Below are 3,125 nucleotides of genomic sequence, written 5' to 3' on the forward strand. Positions count from 1 at the left end.
CGCCCCGAGGCGTGACACCCCTGTCGCGGTACCCCGATTTCCCCGGTCCCGGCGGGGGATTCCGCCAAGATGGCGCGGGACGGCACATATCGCCAGGCAAGGAAGCCCCGTATGACGACGACGGACGTACTTCTCGCGGTGGGTACCCGTAAGGGCCTGTTCACCGGTCGGCGCCGGCGCGGTACGTGGGAGCTGGACGGCCCGCACTTCCCGGCCCAGGCGGTCCACGCCGTCGCGATCGACACCCGCGGCGCGCGGCCCCGGTTGCTCGCCGGGGCCGACAGCGCCCACTGGGGGCCGTCGGTCTTCCACTCCGACGACCTCGGCGCGAGCTGGCGGGAGCCCGCGCGGCCCGCGGTGCGGTTCCCGGCGGACACCGGCAGTTCCCTGGAACGGGTGTGGCAGCTGCATCCGGCGGGCCCCGCCGCGCCCGATGTGGTCTACGCGGGCGCGGAGCCCGCCGCCCTCTTCCGGTCGGAGGACGGCGGGGAGACGTTCACGCTGGTCCGGGCGTTGTGGGAGCACCCGACGCGGAGCGGGTGGGTGCCGGGCGGCGGCGGTCTCGCCCTGCACACCGTGGTCACCGACCCCCGGGACCGTGACCGGGTGACGGTGGCCGTGTCCGCGGCCGGGGTGTACCGCACCGACGACGGCGGGGCGAGCTGGGCGCCGGCCAACAGCGGGGTCCGGGTCGTCTTCCTCCCCGATCCGTACCCGGAGTTCGGCCAGTGCGTCCACAAGGTCGCCGCGGACCCGGTGGACCCGTCCCGGCTGTACCTCCAGAACCACTGGGGTGTCTACCGCAGCGACGACGCCGGAGGCCGCTGGACGGACATCGGCGCCGGCCTCCCCTCCGACTTCGGCTTCGCCATGGCCGCGCACCCGCGCGCCACGGGCACCGCGTACGTCTTCCCCATCGCCGCCGACACCGCCCGTGTCCCGGCGGGCCACCGGTGCCGGGTCTACCGCACCCGCGACGGCGGCGCCGCCTGGGAGGCGCTGGACGCCGGGCTGCCCCGGGAGGACCACTACGGGACGGTGCTACGGGACGCGCTGTGCTGCGACGACGCCGACCCCGCCGGGGTGTACTTCGGCAACCGCAACGGCGAGCTGTACGCCAGCGCGGACGACGGCGACAGCTGGCGGCTGCTCGCCTCCCACCTGCCGGACGTCCTGTGCGTACGGGCGGCGGCGCTGGCGTGAAAGGGCCCCGCCGGCCGGTGCGGGGGCCGCGGATTGAGGCGGTGCGGGGTTCGGCCAGTAGGGTGATCCCGTGGCAGCACGACCTCTTCATGACATCGTAGAACCGGGCTGGGCCAAGGCACTTGAGCCCGTCGCCGGACGGATCGCCGCGATGGGCGACTTCCTGCGGGCGGAGATCGCCGCGGGACGCACCTATCTCCCGGCGGGCACCAACGTCCTGCGGGCCTTCCAGCAGCCCTTCGACGAGGTGCGGGTGCTCATCGTCGGCCAGGACCCGTACCCGACGCCCGGGCACGCGGTGGGGCTCAGCTTCTCCGTCGCCCCGGACGTCCGGCCGCTGCCGGGCAGCCTGGAGAACATCTTCCGGGAGATGCACTCCGACCTGGGCCTGCCCCGTCCGTCGAACGGCGATCTGACGCCCTGGACCCGGCAGGGCGTCCTCCTGCTGAACAGGGCGCTGACCACCGCGCCCCGCAAGCCCGCCGCGCACCGCGGCAAGGGCTGGGAGGAGGTCACCGAGCAGGCGATCCGGGCGCTGGTCGCGCGCGGCGGTCCCCTGGTGGCGGTGCTGTGGGGGCGCGACGCCCGCAATCTGCGGCCGCTGCTCGGCGAGGTGCCGTCCGTGGAATCGGCGCATCCGTCCCCGATGTCGGCCGACCGCGGGTTCTTCGGCTCGCGGCCCTTCAGCCGCGTCAACGACCTGCTGGCGCGCCAGGGCGCCGCGCCCGTGGACTGGAGGCTCCCCTGAGCCCTGGCGGTACTGTTCCGCCATGACGATCGCGAACATCCCTGCGGGTTGGTACGACGACCCGCAGGGCACCCCCCACCGGCTGCGCTGGTGGGACGGGTCCCGGTGGACCGAGCACACCCACCCCGGGCAGCAGGCCCGGACGGCCCCTCAGCACTCCGCGCCCGCAGGACACCCGCAACCCGGCGCGTCGTACGCGCAGCCCGGCCCGGCGGACGTCCACCACCAGGTGCGGCAGCAGGCGGGGATCGCGCCCGTCGGTCACGGCGGCGGCACCCTGTTCACCGAGCCGGTGCTGGTGGTGAACCAGAAGGCCAAGCTGATCGAGGTCACCAACGAGTACGGCGTCTTCGACCAGCACGGCAACACGCTCGGCGCGGTCGTCCAGGTCGGCCAGAGCACGGCGAAGAAGGTGCTGCGGGTCGTCTCCAGCCTGGACCAGTACATGACGCACAAGCTGGAGATCCGCGACGCGTACGGGCAGCCGCAGTTGCTGCTCACCCGTCCCGCGAAGATCATCAAGTCGAAGGTGCTGGTGCAGCGGCCGGACGGCCGGATGGTCGGCGAGATCGCGCAGCAGAACGCCATCGGCAAGATCAATTTCGCGATGACCGCCGACGGGCATCAGGTCGGCGCCATCAAGGCGGAGAACTGGCGGGCCTGGAACTTCGCCATCGTCGACCACACCGACACCGAGGTCGCCCGGATCACCAAGACGTGGGAGGGACTGGCCAAGACGATGTTCACCACCGCCGACAACTACGTCCTGCAGATCCACCGCCCGCTCGCCGACCCCCTGCTGAGCCTGGTCGTCGCCACGGCCCTGACCGTCGACACCGCCCTCAAGCAGGACGCGCGCGGCCTTGGCTGAGCGAACGGGCACCCGGCCCGGCCCCTACGTCCTCGGCGTCGACTCCGGCGGATCGGGCCTGCGGATCGCCGTGGCCCCGGCCGACGACCCCCGCGCCCGGCCACAGGCCACCACCGCCTCCGCCGAACCGGTCCGCACCGGCCCCGGCGGCATCGACGCCCGGCACCTGCTGGCGCAACTGCTGCCCGCCGCCGGGGAACTGTGCGAGCGCGCCGGCACGGACGGCTTCGCCGCCGTGTGCGTGGGCGCCGCCGGCATGGGGACCCTCGGCGGGGACCTGCGCGCCACCCTGCCGTCCGCCCT

3 protein-coding genes and 1 pseudogene are annotated in these 3,125 nt (G+C 73.9%); all 4 read left to right on the top strand.

From position 1 onward, the window contains the following. Positions 1-111: 111 nt before the first annotated feature. Positions 112-1,203, top strand: coding sequence for a WD40/YVTN/BNR-like repeat-containing protein (locus AC51EU_RS28960; protein ID WP_496270059.1), 1,092 nt, complete (start codon positions 112-114; stop codon positions 1,201-1,203). 70 nt (positions 1,204-1,273) lie between these two features. Beyond that, a complete protein-coding gene (locus AC51EU_RS28965; RefSeq protein WP_496270060.1) occupies positions 1,274-1,951 on the top strand; it encodes a uracil-DNA glycosylase in 678 nt (225 codons plus the stop codon). Between the two features lie 22 nt (positions 1,952-1,973). Then, positions 1,974-2,822: an LURP-one-related family protein gene (locus tag AC51EU_RS28970; RefSeq protein WP_496270061.1), complete on the top strand. Its 849-nt coding sequence runs from the start codon at positions 1,974-1,976 to the stop codon at positions 2,820-2,822. Next, positions 2,815-3,125: pseudogene (locus AC51EU_RS28975) on the top strand (ATPase); the annotation flags it as partial. The gene AC51EU_RS28970 and the pseudogene AC51EU_RS28975, both read left to right, overlap by 8 nt.

Source organism: Candidatus Streptomyces philanthi (genome assembly GCF_059553635.1).

Coding starts and splice junctions, on each gene's coding strand:
- AC51EU_RS28960 (WP_496270059.1), top strand. CDS start 112: ATGACGACGACGGACGTACTTCTCGCGGTGGGTACCCGTAAGGGCCTG.
- AC51EU_RS28970 (WP_496270061.1), top strand. CDS start 1,974: ATGACGATCGCGAACATCCCTGCGGGTTGGTACGACGACCCGCAGGGC.